This is a genomic window from Paenibacillus sp. BJ-4 (assembly GCF_020404765.1).
Classification (GTDB): domain Bacteria; phylum Bacillota; class Bacilli; order Paenibacillales; family Paenibacillaceae; genus Paenibacillus.
The window spans coordinates 55,542-75,881 of the sequence record NZ_JAIVEM010000149.1 but is presented as its reverse complement, the minus strand read 5'-3'; the positions used below and the strand labels follow the sequence as shown (position 1 = coordinate 75,881).

21 protein-coding genes are annotated in these 20,340 nt (G+C 44.7%); 4 read left to right on the top strand and 17 right to left on the bottom strand.

Features of this window, described 5'->3' with window-relative positions; translation table 11 throughout:
* Nucleotides 1-94: 94 nt before the first annotated feature.
* Entirely contained in the window at nt 95-3,457 is a 3,363-nt protein-coding gene (locus tag LCF57_RS22675) for an S-layer homology domain-containing protein (protein ID WP_226002733.1), read from the bottom strand.
* Nucleotides 3,458-3,641: 184 nt separating this feature from the next.
* Here LCF57_RS22675 and LCF57_RS22670 point away from each other — a divergent pair, with 184 nt between their 5' ends.
* Nucleotides 3,642-4,805, top strand: coding sequence for an aminotransferase A (locus tag LCF57_RS22670; RefSeq protein WP_226002732.1), 1,164 nt, complete (start codon nt 3,642-3,644; stop codon nt 4,803-4,805).
* 384 nt (nt 4,806-5,189) lie between these two features.
* On the opposite strand, the gene LCF57_RS22665 is transcribed toward LCF57_RS22670, so the two are convergent.
* From LCF57_RS22665 to LCF57_RS22635, 7 genes are all read right to left on the bottom strand, one after another.
* Entirely contained in the window at nt 5,190-6,263 is a 1,074-nt protein-coding gene (locus LCF57_RS22665; protein WP_226002731.1) for an ABC transporter substrate-binding protein, read from the bottom strand.
* Nucleotides 6,260-7,081, bottom strand: coding sequence for an ABC transporter permease (locus LCF57_RS22660; RefSeq protein WP_226002730.1), 822 nt, complete (start codon nt 7,079-7,081; stop codon nt 6,260-6,262). Before LCF57_RS22660 ends, LCF57_RS22665 begins: the two co-directional genes overlap by 4 nt.
* A complete protein-coding gene (locus LCF57_RS22655; protein WP_226002729.1) occupies nt 7,071-7,883 on the bottom strand; it encodes an ABC transporter permease in 813 nt (270 codons plus the stop codon). Before LCF57_RS22655 ends, LCF57_RS22660 begins: the two co-directional genes overlap by 11 nt.
* Nucleotides 7,873-8,982: an ABC transporter ATP-binding protein gene (locus LCF57_RS22650; RefSeq protein ID WP_226002829.1), complete on the bottom strand. Its 1,110-nt coding sequence runs from the start codon at nt 8,980-8,982 to the stop codon at nt 7,873-7,875. Before LCF57_RS22650 ends, LCF57_RS22655 begins: the two co-directional genes overlap by 11 nt.
* Nucleotides 8,983-9,057: 75 nt before the next feature.
* Nucleotides 9,058-10,194 carry an N-acetyldiaminopimelate deacetylase gene (locus LCF57_RS22645; protein ID WP_226002728.1) on the bottom strand — a complete coding sequence of 379 codons (1,137 nt, stop codon included), beginning with the start codon at nt 10,192-10,194 and terminating at the stop codon, nt 9,058-9,060.
* A gap of 181 nt (nt 10,195-10,375) precedes the next feature.
* Nucleotides 10,376-11,089 carry a 2,3,4,5-tetrahydropyridine-2,6-dicarboxylate N-acetyltransferase gene (gene dapD, locus LCF57_RS22640; RefSeq protein WP_226002727.1) on the bottom strand — a complete coding sequence of 238 codons (714 nt, stop codon included), beginning with the start codon at nt 11,087-11,089 and terminating at the stop codon, nt 10,376-10,378.
* Between the two features lie 212 nt (nt 11,090-11,301).
* On the bottom strand, nt 11,302-12,207 hold the full coding sequence (locus LCF57_RS22635) for a hypothetical protein (protein ID WP_226002726.1): 906 nt from the start codon (nt 12,205-12,207) through the stop codon (nt 11,302-11,304).
* 227 nt (nt 12,208-12,434) lie between these two features.
* Between LCF57_RS22635 and LCF57_RS22630 the strand changes: the two genes are divergently transcribed.
* On the top strand, nt 12,435-13,379 hold the full coding sequence (locus tag LCF57_RS22630; protein ID WP_226002725.1) for a DMT family transporter: 945 nt from the start codon (nt 12,435-12,437) through the stop codon (nt 13,377-13,379).
* Nucleotides 13,380-13,479: 100 nt separating this feature from the next.
* Nucleotides 13,480-14,328 carry a sulfurtransferase gene (locus tag LCF57_RS22625; RefSeq protein ID WP_226002724.1) on the top strand — a complete coding sequence of 283 codons (849 nt, stop codon included), beginning with the start codon at nt 13,480-13,482 and terminating at the stop codon, nt 14,326-14,328.
* A 349-nt stretch (nt 14,329-14,677) separates the two neighbouring features.
* Here the strand turns inward: LCF57_RS22625 and LCF57_RS22620 are convergent, their stop codons facing one another.
* The 5 genes from LCF57_RS22620 to LCF57_RS22600 all read right to left on the bottom strand — a co-directional run bounded on the left by LCF57_RS22620 (nt 14,678) and on the right by LCF57_RS22600 (nt 17,608).
* The gene (locus LCF57_RS22620) at nt 14,678-15,277 is read right to left on the bottom strand and encodes a YdeI/OmpD-associated family protein (protein WP_226002723.1); all 600 of its coding nucleotides are present in this window, start codon (nt 15,275-15,277) and stop codon (nt 14,678-14,680) included.
* 136 nt (nt 15,278-15,413) lie between these two features.
* The gene (locus LCF57_RS22615) at nt 15,414-15,956 is read right to left on the bottom strand and encodes an AAA family ATPase (RefSeq protein ID WP_226002722.1); all 543 of its coding nucleotides are present in this window, start codon (nt 15,954-15,956) and stop codon (nt 15,414-15,416) included.
* A gap of 190 nt (nt 15,957-16,146) precedes the next feature.
* Nucleotides 16,147-16,560: a GNAT family N-acetyltransferase gene (locus LCF57_RS22610; protein WP_226002828.1), complete on the bottom strand. Its 414-nt coding sequence runs from the start codon at nt 16,558-16,560 to the stop codon at nt 16,147-16,149.
* Nucleotides 16,561-16,821: 261 nt separating this feature from the next.
* The gene (locus LCF57_RS22605; RefSeq protein ID WP_226002827.1) at nt 16,822-17,277 is read right to left on the bottom strand and encodes an NUDIX hydrolase; all 456 of its coding nucleotides are present in this window, start codon (nt 17,275-17,277) and stop codon (nt 16,822-16,824) included.
* A 106-nt stretch (nt 17,278-17,383) separates the two neighbouring features.
* The gene (locus LCF57_RS22600) at nt 17,384-17,608 is read right to left on the bottom strand and encodes a helix-turn-helix domain-containing protein (protein WP_069291285.1); all 225 of its coding nucleotides are present in this window, start codon (nt 17,606-17,608) and stop codon (nt 17,384-17,386) included.
* 153 nt (nt 17,609-17,761) lie between these two features.
* On the opposite strand from LCF57_RS22600, the gene LCF57_RS22595 reads away from it, so the two are divergent.
* Nucleotides 17,762-18,049: a DUF6809 family protein gene (locus LCF57_RS22595; protein WP_226002721.1), complete on the top strand. Its 288-nt coding sequence runs from the start codon at nt 17,762-17,764 to the stop codon at nt 18,047-18,049.
* 241 nt (nt 18,050-18,290) lie between these two features.
* On the opposite strand, the gene LCF57_RS22590 is transcribed toward LCF57_RS22595, so the two are convergent.
* The 4 genes from LCF57_RS22590 to LCF57_RS22575 all read right to left on the bottom strand — a co-directional run bounded on the left by LCF57_RS22590 (nt 18,291) and on the right by LCF57_RS22575 (nt 20,190).
* Entirely contained in the window at nt 18,291-18,566 is a 276-nt protein-coding gene (locus LCF57_RS22590) for a hypothetical protein (protein WP_226002720.1), read from the bottom strand.
* A gap of 374 nt (nt 18,567-18,940) precedes the next feature.
* Nucleotides 18,941-19,105, bottom strand: coding sequence for a hypothetical protein (locus LCF57_RS22585; protein WP_226002719.1), 165 nt, complete (start codon nt 19,103-19,105; stop codon nt 18,941-18,943).
* Nucleotides 19,106-19,571: 466 nt separating this feature from the next.
* On the bottom strand, nt 19,572-19,943 hold the full coding sequence (locus LCF57_RS22580) for a retropepsin-like aspartic protease (RefSeq protein WP_226002718.1): 372 nt from the start codon (nt 19,941-19,943) through the stop codon (nt 19,572-19,574).
* Nucleotides 19,933-20,190: a hypothetical protein gene (locus LCF57_RS22575; protein ID WP_226002717.1), complete on the bottom strand. Its 258-nt coding sequence runs from the start codon at nt 20,188-20,190 to the stop codon at nt 19,933-19,935. The genes LCF57_RS22580 and LCF57_RS22575 overlap by 11 nt, the downstream gene beginning before the upstream one ends.
* Nucleotides 20,191-20,340 lie beyond the last annotated feature (150 nt).

Genomic DNA, 20,340 nt, shown 5'->3' with positions numbered 1-20,340 from the left:
ATCATAAATTCTATTTTTTAAACATTACTTCTCAACAAAAGATAACTTAACTATCGTATAAAGTCAATCAATCTTACATTGATATCATCTATTGCTACCAATTCAGCTTATCCAGGGTTCGAGATAATACAGCCGCCGCTTCCGCCCTTGTTGCGGATGCAGTCGGAGCAAAACGGCCTTTTTCGTCTCCCTTCATGATCCCTAGTCCAGACAAGGTTTTCACAGCCGGAGCTGCCCACGCAGAAATCGTTAGTGTATCCGATAAAGGCACGGATATACTTCCTATTGCTGTATCTTCTGTATTTCCGGCGAAACGCAGCGCTCGCTCTGTGATCACAGCCAGTTCTTCCCTTGATAGTAGAGTGTCAGGTCGAAAGCTTCCGTCGGCATAGCCATTAATCAGCCCAACAGCAGCTGCGGTCCGTACCGCGTCCGCATACCACGCTTCTGATTGAACATCGTTAAAGCTCACCACTGTGCGATCTGAACGCTCCAGCCCGAGCGTACGCACCAGCATCGCAGCCAGCTCTGAACGCTTCACCCGACCTTCAGGATCAAAGCGTACGTTCGCCAGGTCCATTTCATTTGTCTTATTTGCCGTATATGCTGCTGGATCAGCCCCCGCCACAACCAGGCGAGTTGCCAGTCGTGTAATGTCCTGCTGTGCCCAATGACCGGATATATCACTGAACGATTTGTTTTCTCCAAAAGCGCCTCCATCCAGCACAGCGTATGTTCCTCCCGAATGTCCGTACACGATTATTTCCTCACTCGAAACGTGAAAAGGAACCGGTTGATAAGACAACTGTATGCCTTGGTTGGTCAATACCTTCACTACAGCAAGCCGGCTTGCATCGGCCCCTACAGGAACACGTAACAGATAGCGTTCATATCCATTACCCGAGTCCATTACGTTACCTATCAGCGGCTGTTTGCTTCTATCCTTGCCTCTCAGTTCAGCCGCGATATCCACAGCACGTAACAGCTTGCGCCCTGCCGGAATATCCCACCGATTAGCCAGCTCTTCGTTTGGAGCGACGGTAAAGCTCAGGGTCATTTGTTTTACAGGCATCTGCCCGGTGTCAGCCAGCTTTTGAAGAGATAAGCGACCTGTTGCTACTTCATAGCCACCCTGCGGCGTTTCCAAACGAAGGCTGCGAATATGATCGTTCAGGATGGCTTCCAAAGCTTCTCCGTTCAGATTAATCTCGAACATCTTGGTATCTGCTTGCTCTCCTGCACGGATCACAAGTGTCCCCTTCGCTCCGTTTCGAATTGCATTTTGTATGTCAGCAGCCAATACTTGAGCGACCGCCCTTTTCTGTCCGTTTTGCTCGGCCCCGCTCACTACAGTCTTGACGTGCAACACAGTCGGACCTGAATCGCCGTTTCCATTCTGATCACCAGCGGCAGTCTGATTCTGTCCATTCACGGTTCCATTCGTACTACCGCTACTGCCGTTACCAGTACTGGGGTTATTCCTGTTCTCCTGCTGTTCCTCGTCATCATCGTCATTGCGGCCACCACCATCTGTTGGTGGTTGATCTGTTTGGCGTGGCAGATCGATTTGCGCAACCAGTGGATCATGATCGCTCACTCGCCCATCCGCCGCACTAAAATCGGCATTGATATGAACGATATCCAGCACGGATGTTTGACTCAAGGATGCGCTGACCAGCATGTGATCGAGTGTCTGTGAATTGCCTTCATAAATATAGGAGTATCGTTCCTTTTCATCCAGCTTGTCTATCAGATTAGTCAGTTCCTGTCCCCGCAGCAAAGCCAATGTGTCTGAGAATTGGAAATCATTCAAATCCCCCAGCACCACAACGTTAGCCTTAGGGTTTACTTGCAATACCGACTTCACAAAGCTGTTTACAATCGCTGCAATCTTTGCCCGCTGTATTTCGCTGCTTCGCACAGGCGGCTGTGCCCCTCCGAATGGCGCCTGGTCGCCCCCTTTGGAGTTAAAATGGTTAGCGATCACGATCACCTGCTGGCCTTCAAACTCAAACTCAGCCGCCAACGGCTTCCGTGAATCATCAAATGATGCATTCAGCGGATCAATCCGCCCCGGATTGAGCGAGAGCCCCTGTGCACCGTAGGTGACAGACGTAACTGAATCTCCCTTGGGCTTATCCGTCAGCATGACACGCTGCGGGTTGTAGAGAAAGCCGACGCGGATGTTGCCACCGGGAGCACCGCCATCCTTATTATTTTCAGGTGCAATATCCATAAAAGCATACTCCGGCCCACCATGAGCACGAATTGCCTCAATAAGCACACGAAAGCTTTCAGAAGCGTCTGTCGTGCCATCATCCTTCTCACCGTTATTGTCCTGCACTTCCAGCAGTCCTATGATATCCGGCTGATTCAAATTCACGGCGATAGCCTTCCCAAGCTGATCAATCCGTTTACCATCACCGGGATCGAAGTTTTCCACGTTAAAAGAAGCTACTGTCAGCTTGCGATCATCCTGCATCAGACGCGTGTTTGCCGGTTGGAGGCCACCTGGTACAATATCCGGCAGACGCTCTGGTAACAATTTGTAATTGCTGAAGCCATAGCTCACAATTCCCGTGATAGGTCCGGCAAAACGATCTCCTGTTTTCAACGGAACCGTAGGCTTTGCATCAATCAAAATCCGTTGCGGATTCAGGCTTCTTTCGGTCAGCATGAGTCCGCCAGCCTCCGTCATTACCTCACCTGTGTTCGGACCGTTATTAATTCTGACCGGAATTTCATAGACATAAGGACCGATCACTGTTGCATCGTTTAGCTCTACACGCATCGCTTCCAGACATTCAAAAAAGTCCAAGCCATCCTCCTGTGGATCAAACTCCGTCATTCCATCATTATCCACTACAGATGTCGGCAACACATGTCCCTGTTTTCCAAGCATGATTGGAGTCGGCAGTGGACGGTCCTTGGCAGTCACCGTAACCGAAGAGGCCACTATTTCCGTAGTCGTTAGGTCAATTGGTTTGCTGGCGTAGGTTCTTTCTGTGTATTCCTTCACTGAGCCGCTAACCCGTACCTCATCCCCAACTTGCACACCGTTGCCAGGCTTGTACACTAAAATGGCTTCGGATGTTTTTTCATCCTGATCCACTTGAGCATCCGCCTCTTGAATATAGAAGCTGCTTCCCTTCACCATCGTAACAATGCCTTCAATATCCGTTACCTTTTGCCCCTCATAAGGTGAACGGTGGGCTGCTCCCTGGATGTCGTGGATACGAAGCTTTTTAGGCAAATAGACATCTGCATATACACTGGCCCCAACAGTTGTGGGTATTTGCTGTACTTCCTTTTCCAGCAAAGGTGTAGGCTCTGCCTCAGCCTTTCCACTAGATAACCATCCCATTCCTACCGACAGCACCAGTATTGCACTGAGCCCTGTAAGCCCAAGCCTTTTTAATTTCATGGATAACATTTTTTCTATGTATACCTGTGTCATCAAAAAATGCTCTCCTCCCCATTTTTGCTGTGATTACGCTTACAATATATTTCCTCTTTTAAGATACCATAAATTAGTCAATTCAGTACCTTAATTATGTAAAAATGAATTCTTCTTGCCGTAGCATAATCAGATCATATTATTGTAAACTTGTTCTAATACAGAAAAAGGTGGCACATACGCTATGGAGCATTTGCTTAATGATCAGGTTAAAAACATTCAAATCAGTGGCATCCGCAAAATTGCCAATAAGGTTGCCGCATTGCCCGGAACCCTGTCCTTAACGATTGGACAGCCGGATTTCCCTACCCCTGCGCATATTATGGAAGCCGCCCATCGGGCGATTAACGAAGGGCGCACCTCCTATACGCCTAATCCCGGACTACCCGAATTAAGGGAAGCCGCAGCAGCGTTTGTAGCCCGTAAATACGGGCTGAGTTACCGTGGACAGGATGAGGTTATCGTAACCAACGGAGCCAGTGAAGCGCTGGATATTACCCTGCGCACCATTTTGTCACCTGGCGATGAAGTCATTTTGCCTGTGCCCATTTACCCTGGTTACGAGCCATTGATCCGTTTGTCAGGTGGCGTTCCAGTGTTTGCCGATACCCGCAGTAGCGGCTTCAAACTCACTGCCGAGGTGCTGGAGCCTTATCTTACCGAGCGGACGAAAGCAGTCATCCTTGGCTATCCTTCGAATCCGACCGGGCGAGTGATGAGCCGTGAAGAACTGGAAGCGGTCGCCGATGTGCTGAAGGAACGCGATCTGTTTATCATTTCGGATGAAATATACAGTGAGCTGATTTACGATGCACCCCATGTGTCCATTGCAGCACTTTCAGGTATGCGGGAACGCACCATCGTCATCAACGGCCTGTCCAAGTCACATTCCATGACGGGCTGGCGTATTGGTTTTACGCTTGCACCCGCTGAAATTTCACAGCACATGGTTAAGGTTCATCAGTACAACGTGACCTGTGCCAGCTCGATCAGCCAGTATGCTGCGCTGGAAGCCCTGACTGTCGGTGTGGACGATGCACTTCCAATGCGCGAGGAGTACCGCAAGCGCCGTGACTATGTGCATGGGAGACTGACAGAGATGGGAATTCCGCTGGAGAAACCCGAGGGAGCCTTTTATCTATTCCCTTCCATCGCCCATTTTGGCTTAAGCTCGATGGACTTCACCTTGAAGCTGCTGGAAGAGCATGGTGTAGCTGTCGTGCCGGGAGATGCCTTTTCTTCCTATGGCGAAGGCTATATTCGCTTGTCCTATGCTTACGGACAGGATGTACTGGAACAAGGGCTGGACAAAATAGAGAGGTTTGTTAGTGGAATTGTGAGGAGTTAAGGTGGGGAGAGGCGCTACGCCTTAAAGTCCCACAAGTTGTCTAACGTGTGTGGAGCAGCTAGGGTTAAAAACAATACTCATCGCTTTGCGCGGTGAGTAAAAATAAAACAGGCTCTTGAATCTCCTCCTACCAGGAGATTCAAGAGCCTGTTCGTTTTCCTCTACTCCCTCACGGTCGGCGTGGGATTTAAGTGCGCACCTTTAAGCACGGCGCAGCGGAGGGGGCGGAATGGTGCTGGATAAGCGTAAGCGGTCGCCTTTAAATTCCGATTTTAACCTTTATACTTCAAATCATAAAAATCGGAATTTAACAGCGATGGTAAGCACCATCCGCCACCGCAGCGGCCTTTAATCCGCAAACCTTGAATCCACGCGCCACTCCCCCTACTTTAAATGCATTTTGAATTGCAGGAACAATTCATTGTAGTGAGCCAGCATCCGCTTGCCGAGATTGTCATACACCTCTAGCTTATCCGTAATTTCGGACGGAGGATAGAAACGCTCATCGCCAGAAATATCTGCAGGCAACAGCATTTTTCCGTCTTTGTTTGGGGTGGAATAGCCTACAAACTCGGCATTTTGAGCAGCTACGTCGGGCTGCATCATAAAATTGATGAATTTATGTGCCGCATCCACATGGGTAGCTGTTTTTGGAATAACCATGTTATCAAACCACAGGTTGGAGCCTTCATCCGGCACGATGTAATCCAGCTTGTCGTTCTGGTCCATGATTTCGGACGCATCACCGGACCATACAACTCCGGCAGCAGCTTCCTCATTGGCCAGCAGCATTTTAATCTCGTCACCGACAACCGCTTTGACATTGGGCGCCAGTTTCTCCAGCTTCGTCAATGCTTGCTGCAAATGCGCCTTGTTTGTATCATTCAAGGAATAGTGGAGACTGTTCAGCGACATGCCCATAATCTCCCTAGCTCCATCAACCAGCAGCAGGTTATTACGCAGCTTCGGATTCCACAAACCATCCCAGCTATGAAAATCAATGCCTTTCGTCAGCTCCGGGTTAAACACAATCCCGACTGTACCCCAAAAATATGGAACCGAGTATTGGTTATTTGGATCAAACGAAAGGTTTAGATAATGAGAATCCACATGCTTCAAATTCGGCAGCTTGCTGTGATCCAGCGGAAGCAACAGATGCTCCTGCTTCATTTTGGCCAGAGCATATTCCGAGGGAACCGCTACATCAAACGAAGTTCCACCTTGCTCGATTTTCGTCAGCATCGCCTCATTGGAGTCAAATGTCTGATAAATGACGGTAATCCCCGTCTCCTTCTGAAACCTTTCCAGCAGATCAGGGTCAATGTAGTCTCCCCAGTTGTACACCGTCAATGTGTTGCCACCAGAGTAGCCTTGGCTGGAATTGAGCCATGCTGCCACTCCCATCAGGCTGAACGAGATGATAAAAATGGACAGAAACATGCGCACAAGCGACTTCATCTAGGTACCCCCATTTCCGCCGCAGGCTCTTTTTTTCCACTACGGTTTGCCTTGCGCATAATAAAGTAGTAACCCACCACCAGCAGCACCGTAAACAGGAAAATGAGCGTGGACAGCGCATTGATGGACAAGGAAACCCCTTGACGGGCACGCGAGTAAATTTCCACCGATAGGGTCGAATAGCCACTGCCTGTCACAAAAAAGGTCACCGCAAAATCATCCAGAGAATACGTTAGCGCCATAAAAAAGCCCGCATAAATCCCTGGCTTGATAAACGGCAAAATGACCTTGGTCAGCACATCCAGCCGACTGGCACCCAAATCACGTGCTGCATCGACCAGGGATGGACTCATTTCCTGCAACCGCGGCAAAATCATAATGACTGCAATCGGCACACTAAATGCAATATGAGACAACAAGACGGAGTAGAAGCCCAGCTTAATCCCAATCATCGTGAACAAAATGAGAAAGGACGCGCCAATAATGACGTCCGGGTTCACGATCAGCACATTGTTGAGCGACAGCAGCGTATTTTTGACCCGACGATTCTGCATCTGGTGAATAGCCAGCGCGCCCATAATGCCAATAATCGTAGCCAACGCAGACGACAGCAACGCAATCACCAAGGTGTTAATGACAATAATGATCAGGCGAGTATCTGCAAACACCTCTTTATAGTATTGGAGCGTAAAGCCTTCAAACTCGTGCATCGTACCGCCGCTGTTGAAAGAATAGTACATCAGATACAAAATGGGTGCGTACAGCACGAGAAAAACGATCACCAAATACATATTCCCGAATCGATTTTTATTTGCCATGCCGCACCCTCCGTTTCGTTCCCGAGGTGAGCAGCATAATGATCCCCATCGCCAAAATCAGGAACACGGCCACCGTAGAGCCCATACCCCAATCCTGAGTAACCAGAAAATGCTGCTCTATCGCCGTCCCCAGTGTAATCACACGGTTACCTGCAATCAGGCGGGTAATCATAAACAGCGACAACGCTGGAATAAACACAGCCATGCAACCGGATCGCACACCCGCAAGTGTTAACGGGAAAATAACCCTGCGAAACGCGGTCCACTTGGAGGCTCCCAAATCTCGGGCAGCGTCCAGCAATGAAGGATTTAACCCTTCCAGCGCGTTATAGATGGGCAAAATCATAAAAGGCACAAAAATATAAACCGATACAAACACAAAGCTGGAGCTGGTAAACAATAATTGCTGACCTCCCAACCCAACCATACCTAACACCGCATTCACCGGGCCATAGGTACCAAATATCCCGATAAAAGCATACGTTTTGAGTAACAGGTTAATCCAGGTCGGCAAAATAATGAGCAACAGCCACAGCTGCTTATGCTTGGTGCGTGTGAGCAAATATGCTGCCGGGTAAGCAACTAACAGTGAAAATACAGTGATCAGAAATGCATACCAAAACGAACTAAGCGTCATGCTCAAATATACGGGTGTCAAAAACTGTGCATAGTTGCTGAATGTGAAATGACCGTCTACATCAAATAAAGAGTAGTAAAATACAAGTACAACTGGTGCTATCACAAACAGCACAATCCATAAATAATAAGGCAGCAGATACGCCGCTCTTGTATTACCGGACATGCTGATCCACCTCTTCATAGGCCTCCAGACGCCGATCAAATTCTTCCTCTGTTTCCCCAAAGCGCATCACATGAATCGCTTCTGGATCAAAATGCAGGCCGATTTCACTGCCAAGCTCCGCCTTTTTGGTAGAATGCACGAGCCATTCCTGTCCCGAATCATCATAGCAGCTTATTTCATAGTGAACACCACGGAACAGCTGAGTATCCACCTTTACACGCAGTTTGCCTTCTGCAACACTGGTAATTTCCAAGTCCTCCGGCCGGATCACAATTTCAATCGGTTCATTCGGACGCAGCCCACCATCTACACACTCAAACTGTCGACCGTTGAATTCCACTTGATAATCCGCAATCATACGTCCAGGGACAATATTGGATTCACCAATGAAATCAGCAACAAATCGGTTGATCGGTTCATCATAAATATCATTAGGTGTGCCACTCTGTTCAATCTTGCCTTTGTTCATGACAAAAATTTCGTCCGACATGGCCAGCGCTTCCTCCTGATCATGCGTAACGAATATAAAAGTAATTCCAAGGCGCTGCTGCATTTCGCGCAAAATATACTGCATTTCTGTACGCAGCTTTAAATCCAGTGCAGACAACGGTTCATCCAATAAGAGAACCTCCGGTTCATTGACGATGGCCCGTGCAATGGCTACACGCTGACGCTGTCCCCCGGACATCTCGGAAATTTCCCGTTCGCCGTAGCCTTCCAGATTGACAAAGGACAATGCCTGTGTCACCTTCACCTGAATGTCTTTTTTGTTCATCTTTTTGATCCGCAGACCAAAAGCGACATTTTCAAACACATTCAGATGCGGAAATAACGCATAATCCTGAAACACGGTATTGACCTGCCGTTCATTAGCTGGAACACGATTAATGAGCTTGTCATTCAAATAAATCGAGCCTTCCGTCGGCTCTGCAAAACCCGCAATCATACGCAGAATTGTCGTTTTACCACAGCCGGAAGGACCCAGCAGTGTATAAAATTTACCACGCTCAATCTCAAAGCTGACATTCGCCAGCACCGGGGGATCGTTGTCATATTGCTTGGTCACCCGTTCAAAGCGGATGATGGTTTGCTCTCCCATAACACCCTCCTTCAAAGATTCGACTTCATTCCATTTCATTCTGTTCATTAAACATAATTATTCAGGCCGTATCATTTACCCTTGAGACTTCCATGTAAAATAGTCTGTCAGCACACGAATGGCTACCTCGATTGCTTCCTCCGCAGGCTCCAGCTTGGCATGGTGCAAGCCATATGGCGTATCAACACCGAGCCAGAACATCAGACCTGGAATTCGCTCCAGAAAATATCCGAAATCCTCGCCGGTCATCGCTTCCCCGCATTCAATGAGCTGCACATCCTGCCGATCACTGACCCAGTTCATGAATTCCTCGGTCACCTTGGCTTCATTGTACACTTGCAAATAATTTGAGCCATAATGAATCTCCGCCTGGCATTCAAATCCAGCTTCCATACCACGTACCAGTGCTTCAATCCGCGATTTAACCAGCTTCATCGTATCGGCTGACAGCGTTCGGATCGTCCCCTCCAAACGGGCTGTTTCCGCGATAATATTCTGCTTCGTACCGCCGCTAACCTTACCAACGGTAACAACTGCTGCATCCAGCGGATTCACATTACGGGCTACAATCGTTTGTAGCTGTCCCACCAACTGACAAGCAGCAACGACCATGTCATTCGCCTTGTGTGGGTAAGCAGCATGCCCGCCTGTACCCTTCAGATCGATGAAAAGCTCCGATGTATTGGCAAATAAAATGCCCGGGCGCGTTGCAATTGTACCGACTGGATACTCCGGTGCAACATGCAGCGCAACAATTTCATCCGGCAGCCAGTCTGCCAGCTCTGCGCTATCGCGCATCGGCAACGCTCCGCCCGGTCCCTCCTCGGCAGGTTGAAATATCACAACCAGGTCGTCCTTAATGGGGTGGTTTGCAAAATGATTAACCATCCCCAGTCCAATCGTCATATGTAAATCGTGACCGCAAGCATGCATATAACCGGGATGGGTTGAACGGAAATCATACCCCGTCTCTTCTTCAATCGGTAAGCCATCCATATCGCAACGATATCCATAGCGGCGTTCGGGGGCCGTTCCATGAATGAACACAATTACACCCGTACGCCATGTACGAATTTCCAGACGCTCCTGAGGGAGCGTTCCCAAATAATTCAACAAATATTGCTGTGTTTTGTACTCCTCAAAACCCGGCTCGGGAATTTGATGTAAATCTCTTCGTATTTTAACAAAAGAATGGTAATCGACTGTGCTCATTTCGCTGCTCCGCCTCCTTTTTCTAGCCCATCAGCTTTTATCCGGCAAAAGAACAAAAGGACAAAAGCCCGGCGCAGCCGCCGAGCCTTGTCCGTTGTGCTTCGTCCCTAAGTTGTGCTGTCAGTGCATCATGTCTCTGACAAGGAATCGTTCACCTTTGGTACATTCAAACACGTTTTTCTTACAGAACGCGTAGCTCTTTCAAAATCTCAGTTTTGGATTTCGTCTTATCATCGACCTGTTTGATCACACGTGCCGGTGTACCAGCAACTACAGAGTATTCAGGCACATCTTCAGTTACAACAGCTCCGGCTGCAACAACCGCGCCTCTACCGATTCGTACACCTTCCAATACAACTGAGTTTGCACCGATCAATACTTCGTCTTCTACAATAACAGGCTGTGCGGACGGTGGTTCAATGACACCCGCAAGGACAACGCCTGCACCGATGTGACACATGTTACCTACTTTAACACGACCGCCAAGTACAGCATTCATATCAATCATCGTGCCTTCACCAATCGTAACGCCGATGTTAATCACTGCACCCATCATAATGACTGCGTTGTTACCGATGCCAACCATATCGCGAATATATGCGCCTGGCTCAATGCGAGCATTGATGCCCTTCAGGTCGAGCATAGGTACAGCAGAGTTGCGACGGTCATTTTCCACCACATAGTCTTCTTCTTTAGCGTTTACGCTATCCAGTACAGGCTTGATGTCTGCCCAATCGCCAAATACAACACCACTGTCTCCGGAAATAAAAGCTTGCACATTCTCGCCAAATGAAGCGGAAGCCAAAGCTCCTTTTACATATACTTTAACAGGCGTCTTTTTCTTGCTGTTTTTAATCACGTTGATGACTTCTTGTGTGTTCATTTCGATGGACATAATAAATCTAACAACTCCTTCATCGCTTCATACGACTTCGCAAGCCGGAATGATCTTATTCTCTCATCCTTTATAGCACAAAAGTGCAGGTCTCGCAATTACAGATTAGACCTTCAGAGCGCTAACCTGGTACCTAAAATAACAAATTTCAGCCGCTCGACTGCCTTAAATTCATTAATGTAAGCCAGCGACCACCCAACTTTAAATCAGGGTTATTTATTAGCTTGTAAGCTCTCCAACGATGTATAAATGAAGGATTCGAATTCTTCAGCAGGTTCACCTTGGGGAATGTACACTTTCACGATGAAAGCGCCCGTTACATTTTCCATTACAATATATTGTCGTGTGATCTTCGGACCGTTCGCTTGTAAGAAGAGGCGACTGCTGGTCAGTGCTTGAGGCACGGCTGCTTTGTCCAGCTTTTGCACCTTGCCTATGGAAGCCAGATCCTTCTCGCCATCTTTTTGAAGCTCATCCAGATTAAAATCGGAGGGCAGCTTCGTAATTTCAGCATAATAGTTATCATCTACAGCCAAGGCAACACGGTTTTGATCGGGAAACAGGGACATCGGATCAAACACATACAGCGAATATCCCTCTCCTTTTGCCAATGTTGCTGTCTGCTTTTCCTTTTTCCCTTCAAGGTTAAGCTCAAAAGCTTGAGTTTTCGAGCGTTCTCCGCCTGCTTGTTGATCGGAGCTTCCGTTTTGATTGCCATCTGTTGCAGCCTCTGTTTTTTGTATTTTCGTTAAAATCAGTTGCTTCGCCGTCGCATCGCCCTCTACTGCTTTTTCGTTATATTCAAACGCTACTGTATCGCCTTCCTTAAGTTCAGCAATTACCGTGTCCAGTCCGTCACCCAGCTGGAAGGATTGAGCTTCGCCATTCATTTCAATTTCAACTGTATGCGGATCAGCGGCTCCGTTGTATACACCTGTGCCTTGTTTGACCTCCGGCTCATCGACCGGCTCCGGTTTCACTTGCGGCTGTTGCGTTTGCGGTTGGTCTGCACCCTGAGGTGTAGTGTTATTCGTTTGCGGTTTCGTTCCACAGGCTGACAGGGCCAGCACTGCCACTACAGTCAATAGTATGATTGAAAATGTGTTGCTTTTTTTCATAAAATCCACCTCCACTATGATAGACGAGTTTGTCGGGCAAAAGTTCTACGCAGCAGCACACTTAAATTCCTTCCTCCTGCTCCCGCTTATTATATTCTCAGGATTTTGCAAAATCCTAATACCACGGGAATGTCAGGTACGGTATAATGGGCTGTATTAAACCTAATTTTCGAGATACCGTTGAAGGAACAAAGAGAGTATTTATTTTCCTCCATAGGAGCTGCCACATGAACCAAGCACACAAACCGTCGTTTTCCTTTGAATTATTGTACATCATAGGTATTATCGCTATTTCGTTCTCCTCGATCTTCGTAAGATGGTCTGAAGCCGAGGTGTCCGTTATCGCTATGTACCGTTTGTACCTGACCAATCTTCTCATGCTGCCATTGGTCTGGAAATACCGCACCGAACTTTTCAGCCTCACTCGCAAGCAGTGGATGCTCATCCTCTGGTCCGGTATCGCGCTTGGGCTGCATTTCTTGCTTTGGATGGGCTCGCTGCGACTGACCACCGTTGCAAGCTCTACCGTTATTATGACATTGGAGCCGATCCTTGTCATGCTCGGTTCTTTTTTGTTTTTCCGAACGGGCACGAATCGCGCCATGCTCTTCGGAATGGGTATGGCCTTTGTCGGCTCACTGGCCATCGGAGCGGGAGATTTTCACGTCTCGGGACAAGCCCTGCTCGGAGACACACTGTCCTTCTTGGGTATGGTAGCTGTTTCCATCCATATGCTAATGGGCAAGCATCTGCGCGAGCATTTGAGCGCGTTTGTCTATAATTTTTGGGTTTTCGCCATCGCAGCCACATCGCTTGCGCTGTATAATGTGGTCAATGCCATTCCTTTTACCGGATATGCACCACAGGAATGGGGACTGTTCCTGCTGCTTGCGATTGTACCCACACTGTTCGGACATTACCTGTTTAACTGGCTGCTCAAATACATTAACGCTACCGCGGTGTCGATGGCAGTACTCGGCGAGCCCGTTATTTCTTCCCTGCTAGCTTGGGTGCTGCTCGGGGAAAGGCTGTCTACCTTACAATTTGGTGCAGGCTTTTTCATCCTGTTCGGGGTATGGATTTTTATCCGATACGGAACGGATTTTAAAAAGCAAGTTGTCCACCAAAGTGAATTGCCTAACACAGAGCACCCCCTGAAGGCCAGTTCTTAGCTTATTTACCCCATTTTCATAATCCATACTCAATTCGTAAATGGAAGGATTTTGTGAAAATCCTCATATCACTACTGAAAAAAGGAAGGCGGAATCCTCTATGAAATCCATCGTATCCAAACGCTGGCTGCTGGCCCGATTGTATGAGCCAGACATGATTATTGCCGACTGCCGTTCCCTGCTCGGACAAGTCGGGGCTGGACGGACTCAATTTAATGAAGATCATATTCCAGGAGCGGTTCACTTCGATTTGGAAGAAGACCTCACCGCTCCTCTTGGCGAGCATGGTGGTCGCCATCCATTACCTGATGTGGATACACTTGTCGCACGTCTGAGTCGTGCCGGAATCAACGCATCTTCACGCATCGTTGCTTATGATGACCAAGGCGGTATGATGGCTTCCCGCTTCTGGTGGCTCCTGCGCTATCTCGGGCATGAGCAGGTATATGTGCTGGAAGAAGGCTACAGCGCTTGGAAGGAAGCGAAGTTCCCCGTTACGGCAGACCAGCCGATTCGCATTCCAAGTACATTCACGCCGAATGTACAGACGCAAATGCTCACAAATATCCAAGAGGTGCAACGTATATCCGAAGGTACGCTTCCTGATGGCTCTTACATATTGATTGATTCGAGAGAGCGTCCGCGTTACTTGGGGCTGGAAGAACCTATAGATACAGCAGCAGGACATATCCCCGGTGCGGTGAATTTCTTTTGGAAAGAAGTATTGGACGAAAAAGGCAGCTTTAAAAATGCGGAGCAATTGCAGCAGCACTTTGCCAACCTTGACCCACATGCAGAAATTATCGTGTATTGCGGTTCGGGCGTATCTGCCTGTCCCAATGTACTCGCCTTGAATGAAGCTGGATTTAGCAAGGTGCGTTTATATCCGGGAAGCTGGAGCGACTGGATCAGTTATGAGGAAAATCCGGTGGCGACCGGAGAGGAATAAACAGTTTTTAACGGATATACAGGTTTTAACGACAAATACACTGTCCTAGCGATTAGGCTTACGGCAGTGTATTTGCTTTGTTCAAAAGTCAACAAAAAATCAACTTGAGCAGAGTGAAGCAACCTTCTACAGAACTCAAAGCTGACTTTTTTCTACGTTCTGACGATTTGGTAACCGATTCAACAACGAATCATGAAATCGTTTGGTGTGTAAAATTACCGACAAATTCTTTGTGAAGGAACTGTCGCGCTTGACTTTTTCATATGAAAGCGTAGGCTTGTGATCTCACCTGTTTTTATTGATTCAATCCGTTCAAGCTCTATATCTCCAGTTTTATTTCTCATCGAATTTATCGATCATTTAATCCCTTTCCATTGAGAATGTCCTGCATACATTTCTCAACCCTTGACTCCCGAGTTTTGGACTGTTTGGGTGCAGAAAAATACATAACGTATGCTCTTTGCCGTCCCGGCGTCAATGCATCAAAAGCAGTTTTCAAGGCAGGATTTTTATCTAATTTATCTTGAAATTCTTCAGGAAATATGAGTTCTGTATTCTTTTTAAAATCCACTTTCAAACCGGCTTTTTCCACTTCAATGGCTTCAACAATATAGGCCTTCAAGATGGTTTCCATCTCAACGATTTCTCCAACATTGGTGAACCGAATCTGGCGCCCCGCCTGCGTATCCTCCCCAGGTTTGATTAGAATACCACTGGGGTCATTTAACAAGGCACCTTTGAAAAACATAAGTGCACAGTGTTCTTTAAAGCCTTGTATTATAGCTATGTTACTATTCTGAAACGTGTAACATGGTTTACCCCACTTCAATTCTTCAGTTAGCTGGCAGTCAAGCATGATCGCTCTCAACTTCTCCATTTCCGCCTGCCATTTTTTCACTTTATCTAAATATACATCAATTTTAGGATTCATTTTATCCCTATCTGTCATGTAGTTCCCCCCTTGTTGTTTTTACTCATAATGTTTATTGTATATATGTTTACAGAAAATCGATTTCTGATACTAAAATAGACGAAATCACGATACCAGGGGCAAAGCCCGCAGCGTATATATTTTGTATATGTATTCAGTCTTTCGAAGAATAGCCACCAATCCTCTTTAATATTACATCTATAATTTCATCAGTATTTAATTTATCTGTTACTATATGTTCTTCGAATTTATTACTTCTAAATGCATTTACACATTTGTCTATTTGTTGAAATTGCCACCCTCCAATAATATCGCCTCGCATTGTCAGACGTTTTCTTAATGTTTCTTCGGAAGCAATCAAACAAAAATGATATAATTCCTCATCAATGTCTTTAAAACCATGATATATATAATCATAATTAATTGGTTTATAAATTGTCATTGGCACGATTAAATGTTTATTGTATTTCTGTTTCAGTTCTTTAGCTATACTAACTGTGAGAATTCTCCACATATCTATATCTTGAAAGTCATTAGTACGTTCGTAGTCATCTCTCATTTCCTCTGGAATAAGCTCCCTTAGCATATAACCAATCTCTTCTGGATCACATAACATACTATCTGGAACAACTTTCTGAAGATTTCGAGCTGTCGCTGTCTTCCCCGAGCCGAAGGCTCCATTAATCATTATTATCATTTGTAACTCCTATCTATTGAATTTATTAGTTTAGAATGAATTCATATTATGTCTCTGTATTCATGAGCCCATCAGGGGTTGTCTGCTGAAATGCCTCTTAGAAATTCTTCCCGCAGACCCTGGCTTCCATTGGAGCCGCAGCTTGAATATTATATTTTAAATGTCACTTCCTTCATTGATTTCCTCAACGTTAATTTTTGTTCAACTCCTTTGTCAGTATTATTTCCAGAGGTTCAATCTCAAGCATTAAACATCCAGCATCTCTATATCCAAGCTTTCTATAAAAATGTTGAGCTCCTTCATTTGAAAGTGTTGAGGTCATCACCATTTCAAATCCTCTTTGTTTCATTAATTCTTCCCAATAGTGGACAACTTTTTTACCAATACCTGTTCCTCTATACTCCTCATCTATCCATATCATATTCATAAATGGTGTGTTGTCCCAAAAAAATCCGTATCTCATCCAACCTATTTCTTGATTAGATTCTCTGATTATTAGAATTTCATTCTCTTTTATTTTTGGTCTTATAAGTGTCTTATGTATGTGTTTGTCTCTTAACGAGATATACTCATAATCTGATTCAATCGCAAAATCAATCTTCATTGTAGCTCCTCCCATTTCACTCTTTTTCATTGAATATCTTCCTGGCTAACACTTAGCACTATTTTCTGATAACACTCGGCTTTCCTGATGTTCAAGCAACTTAAGGTGACCATTGGGATTGGTCGTCCGAATTAGCTGGTTGAGTGTATCGCCTGAATTGACTTCTCTAAAATCCCCTTGGCGACCAAGGGCGAATCCCCCTAGTGGGAATGCTTTATTAAGTGATGTCGGGGACATCCTCGATTTACTAAAAAAATGTTTTCATGATCTTACTTCCTTTAAAAATCTTGTTATTATCGGTAGGTCGGGAGGACTTATTTGATTTGGTATCTTGTTTAAATCAAAAAATCGTATATCTTGTACTTCATCTCCATCGCCTCTAATTATTCCACTGTATTCTTTACATAAATAAGCTGCCACTACGTTATATACTTCATCTCCATGCGGATATCGATAATAAAGTTCTGGGCCTGAAAATATATCAAGTAATTCTAACTCTTCAGCTTCTAAGCCTACCTCTTCAAAAAGTTCCCGGCTTGCAACCTCCTTCATATCCTCACCAGGCTCCATTGAACCTCCTGGTAATCCCCATAGACCATTGTCAGTTCTTTGTTGCAATAATAATCGTCCCTCATCATCTATAAGAATCACACATGCTCCTGCCATAATTATAGGTCGAGTACCTACTAACTCTCTTAATTCTCTTATGTAATTCAATATCTTCACGCCCCTTTGAGATTCCTCCAACAGACCAAGGCTCCGTTAGGAGCCACGACTTGAATATGATGTTATACGACGGATTCACTTCTTGAATCTGCCCTCACTATTGATTATCTCCAGGTAAATATTCAATTAAATCAGATAATTTACAGTTAAATGTATCGCAAAGCTTGAATAAAGTCTCCAGCTTTGTTGTTTCAATATTCGTTTCCCTATATAGCTTATTAATTGAATTCCGACTCAATCCCGATTTCGCCATCAATTCTGTTATATCATCTATTCGATGTTCTGCCATGAGTTCCCTTATATTACACTTGATTACGGTCATCTTTTCCCCTCCATAATTCTATCTTATCTCCCATATCAGTAATCATCAACGAAAAGCAAAGATTTAACTCTACAAAGTCAAATATTCACCTTGTAATTAACTTTACAAAGTTATATAATAACTCTATAAAGTTAATTGGAGGAGGAACAACATATGATTAATGCATTAGAATCATTGACAGATCCACTTATAAGAATACGTTTAGAATTAGTCTTTGCTGAGCTTCTGGAGTACCATACGGAGTACAATCAGCTTTCTTCGGAGACAGATCGATACTTTAGAACGCTTCGTGAAGCGTTACCCGATCAACTTCAACATACGGTTTTTCTGTACGAAGATGCTCAAATTTCTCTCCAATCCATCTTAGAAAGAAGCATCTACATACAAGGTTTCAAAGACGCTCTACAACTCTTTAGTGAATTGAAAAATTCTAACATCTAGAGGATCATATGATCCTCTTTTCTATTGTTTGATTCTGTCGTATAACGTCTTTTATTTGAAGTTCCTTCCTCTTCAAATCACAACCAAAATCACTATTTAATCTTCTCAGTAATGTTTAGTCCTATTTCTCTAAAATAATTTATTAGTTCTTCTGATTCTTGTTTAAGTCCAGAGTAACTAACAGTAGAACCTTCATGGGTTGTATAAGTAAAACTAAATCCCTTAAAACCACCTCTTGGGCCTACATACTTAATTTATCTTTCGCACTTCTATATTCTTCTAGTCTCTTCTTCTTAAGGTCTTCGGCTTTTTTTAAATATTCCTCATCGATAATTTCAAGTGAAGACCAAAGCACATCCAAAGATCCAATACCTGGGAAATGGACACCAGTAAAGTTATCATTTCCACGTGACCACATACCGAATCTGCCTATGGTATATCCTTCTGATCCCATAACCAGCCCTTTCAGGTACTTAGTTAAATCTGTATTAAGTTTAACTTTGATTTTTTCCTCCATCTTTGCAACAACTCCTTTGAGTTATTAAATAATGTTGTTGGTAGGGAATGTCATATAACGTTTCTGTATTCATAAACCCCGCTAGGGGTTGTCTGCTGAAATTCCTCCTCGAAATCCATCCAGCAGACCAAGGCTCCAACGGAGCCGCCACTTGAATATTATGTTATACGACGGAATCACTTCTAGAATCTGCTTTCGGCATTGGACAAGGCACATAGTACGGGTGGCTCTGCCACTTAGCTGGTTAAATGTGTCCGGTGAATCCGCTCCTCCCAATGCTTCCGGACCAAGGGTCGGGTTTGTCCCGGCCAGCTGCGTTGAATGCGATGTTAGATGATGTCACTCACTTCTTCGAGTTACATTCAAGGTAATTATTATTCTTGTTTCCATTTATGTGTTTCGAGTAGTTTTCCAGTTTCATAATAATACTTTATTACTTCAAGCATAGGAATTAATTGTATACAAATGTTATCACAATAATTGCCTAACTGACCACCAGCAACCAGAAGAATTTCTCTGTTTCCCTGTTTATCGTTCATAAGAGTATATATATTACCATCAATTGTAATAGACACTATGAAATATTCCGGTCCGCCGTCCAACTAATGCTGAATCTGTGTCTGATACCTCAAAAAAACTAATGTAAATTTATCTCCGTCGAGTTTTCTTAAAAAACTTAAAGTGTCTGCCCATGTAGGATTCATAACAATTTCTTCATTGAATGTGGTCCCATTCCATTCATCAATACTAATAGATTTTAGCATTTTTTCTTTTCATCCTTTATAGATGGTTTTATTTATTTGGGTGCTTTCATCTATCGTTTCCGTATCTATGACGTGACCTGACCTTAGATAGCTCTTATCTTAGGTCAGGTCGTATGTTATCTGAATATGCTTCTGTGCTTGACACCTAATAATCAAGGGGCAAAATCCCCGCAGCTTAGATGCATTGTTATATGTTTTCGGCGACATTTTCGATTTTACTTCACTTATTCTTTTTCAAAATTCACTTACGTAATTCTAATGTTTTCAAGTCAATAATAAAATTTTGTTGTTTAAGAATATCCAATCCGAGGAGTCCTTTATGATCTTTAGGCAGTATGCCTACATCTATTTCTATATTTTGAATGCTATTTGTACCTATTTCAATCCTGTCCATAATTTTTGTGTAGAAAGGAATACTTCCTCCGATCCCATATGCTTCATATATTGAATCCCCTGTTTCGTAAGTCACACCGATTTCCTCTAAAATATCAGGACTAATTATAGTATGTGAAGATCCTGTATCTATAATTACATCATCTATTCTCAATACTCTTCCTCTAAATGTAATGGTAAGTGACGTTGTAATTAACTGACCATCATAGTTAATTTTCATTAGTATTACGTCTTACTCTCATTAATGGATCTCTGCGGAGGTGAATCACAAAGTCTTGATTTGATGTATGGTACACCATATTTCCAGGCTTTACTTGAAAAAACTCTTTATTCGCATCTTGTTCTGATATTGTGCGAATCGGCGCAACGTCATCTACTATTTTTTTGTTATCTTCCTCATGATAATTAATTATAGAAACCAGCACAAATTGGTCAGGAAACAGTTCTCTAACTTCTTGCCATTTCATGTGTTCTACCTCCTACAAATTCGTCCCAATTCTTCTTTTTATCATTTTAACATATGCCGCTGACATCATATAACGTTTGTGTATTCATGACGTCCGACGAAGTCGGATGTGTCCGGATCCTACCGGACCGAGGGCGTATGCCCGATGCGT

What these genes read in the sequence shown, in the direction of transcription:
- LCF57_RS22645 (WP_226002728.1), bottom strand. Translation starts at nt 10,194, where the DNA reads ATGAGCACAGTCGATTACCATTCTTTTGTTAAAATACGAAGAGATTTA.
- LCF57_RS22590 (WP_226002720.1), bottom strand. Translation starts at nt 18,566, where the DNA reads ATGGAGGAAAAAATCAAAGTTAAACTTAATACAGATTTAACTAAGTAC.
- LCF57_RS22610 (WP_226002828.1), bottom strand. Translation starts at nt 16,560, where the DNA reads ATGAAGATTGATTTTGCGATTGAATCAGATTATGAGTATATCTCGTTA.
- LCF57_RS22655 (WP_226002729.1), bottom strand. Translation starts at nt 7,883, where the DNA reads ATGTCCGGTAATACAAGAGCGGCGTATCTGCTGCCTTATTATTTATGG.
- LCF57_RS22650 (WP_226002829.1), bottom strand. Translation starts at nt 8,982, where the DNA reads ATGGGAGAGCAAACCATCATCCGCTTTGAACGGGTGACCAAGCAATAT.
- LCF57_RS22615 (WP_226002722.1), bottom strand. Translation starts at nt 15,956, where the DNA reads ATGATAATAATGATTAATGGAGCCTTCGGCTCGGGGAAGACAGCGACA.
- LCF57_RS22585 (WP_226002719.1), bottom strand. Translation starts at nt 19,105, where the DNA reads ATGAACGATAAACAGGGAAACAGAGAAATTCTTCTGGTTGCTGGTGGT.
- dapD (WP_226002727.1), bottom strand. Translation starts at nt 11,089, where the DNA reads ATGTCCATCGAAATGAACACACAAGAAGTCATCAACGTGATTAAAAAC.
- LCF57_RS22580 (WP_226002718.1), bottom strand. Translation starts at nt 19,943, where the DNA reads ATGAAAATTAACTATGATGGTCAGTTAATTACAACGTCACTTACCATT.
- LCF57_RS22600 (WP_069291285.1), bottom strand. Translation starts at nt 17,608, where the DNA reads ATGACCGTAATCAAGTGTAATATAAGGGAACTCATGGCAGAACATCGA.
- LCF57_RS22635 (WP_226002726.1), bottom strand. Translation starts at nt 12,207, where the DNA reads ATGAAAAAAAGCAACACATTTTCAATCATACTATTGACTGTAGTGGCA.
- LCF57_RS22630 (WP_226002725.1), top strand. Translation starts at nt 12,435, where the DNA reads ATGAACCAAGCACACAAACCGTCGTTTTCCTTTGAATTATTGTACATC.
- LCF57_RS22660 (WP_226002730.1), bottom strand. Translation starts at nt 7,081, where the DNA reads ATGGCAAATAAAAATCGATTCGGGAATATGTATTTGGTGATCGTTTTT.
- LCF57_RS22675 (WP_226002733.1), bottom strand. Translation starts at nt 3,457, where the DNA reads ATGACACAGGTATACATAGAAAAAATGTTATCCATGAAATTAAAAAGG.
- LCF57_RS22575 (WP_226002717.1), bottom strand. Translation starts at nt 20,190, where the DNA reads ATGAAATGGCAAGAAGTTAGAGAACTGTTTCCTGACCAATTTGTGCTG.
- LCF57_RS22620 (WP_226002723.1), bottom strand. Translation starts at nt 15,277, where the DNA reads ATGACAGATAGGGATAAAATGAATCCTAAAATTGATGTATATTTAGAT.
- LCF57_RS22625 (WP_226002724.1), top strand. Translation starts at nt 13,480, where the DNA reads ATGAAATCCATCGTATCCAAACGCTGGCTGCTGGCCCGATTGTATGAG.
- LCF57_RS22670 (WP_226002732.1), top strand. Translation starts at nt 3,642, where the DNA reads ATGGAGCATTTGCTTAATGATCAGGTTAAAAACATTCAAATCAGTGGC.
- LCF57_RS22595 (WP_226002721.1), top strand. Translation starts at nt 17,762, where the DNA reads ATGATTAATGCATTAGAATCATTGACAGATCCACTTATAAGAATACGT.
- LCF57_RS22665 (WP_226002731.1), bottom strand. Translation starts at nt 6,263, where the DNA reads ATGAAGTCGCTTGTGCGCATGTTTCTGTCCATTTTTATCATCTCGTTC.